Consider the following 315-nt stretch of genomic DNA (forward strand, 5'->3'; position numbering starts at 1 on the left):
GGCCTGGCCGGCGGTTGTATCCGCCGCGTCGGTGCCTGTCCGTCATCCATCCATCCTGAAAAAGGAGTTCGCCATGTCCAGTGCAACCGTGCGCCTGGATCACGCCGCCCTGCGCGAAACGTTGCGGCAGTTGTTCGGCCTGCCCGCCGGCAGCGTCATCGATGCCGATCAACTGCTGGCCCCGCCGGCCATCCCCTTCATGACCTTGCGCCTGGAGTCCTTGAGCCTGCTTGGCAAGGTGCGGCGGGAGTTTTCCGCCAGTGGTGAGCTGGAGTCCCTGCTGGCCAGTTGCGAGAGCATCTTTCGCCTGACCTG

General features: G+C 65.1%; 1 protein-coding gene. It reads left to right on the forward strand.

Annotation, left to right across the window (positions count from 1 at the left end):
• Positions 1-73: 73 nt before the first annotated feature.
• Positions 74-315 (forward strand): hypothetical protein (locus ACLJNW_RS24095; RefSeq protein ID WP_410961203.1); only part of this gene is annotated, 242 nt, incomplete at its 3' end.

It is taken from the genome of Salmonella sp. SAL4457, assembly GCF_046548235.1.
Taxonomy (GTDB): Bacteria; Pseudomonadota; Gammaproteobacteria; order Enterobacterales; family Enterobacteriaceae; genus Salmonella; species Salmonella enterica.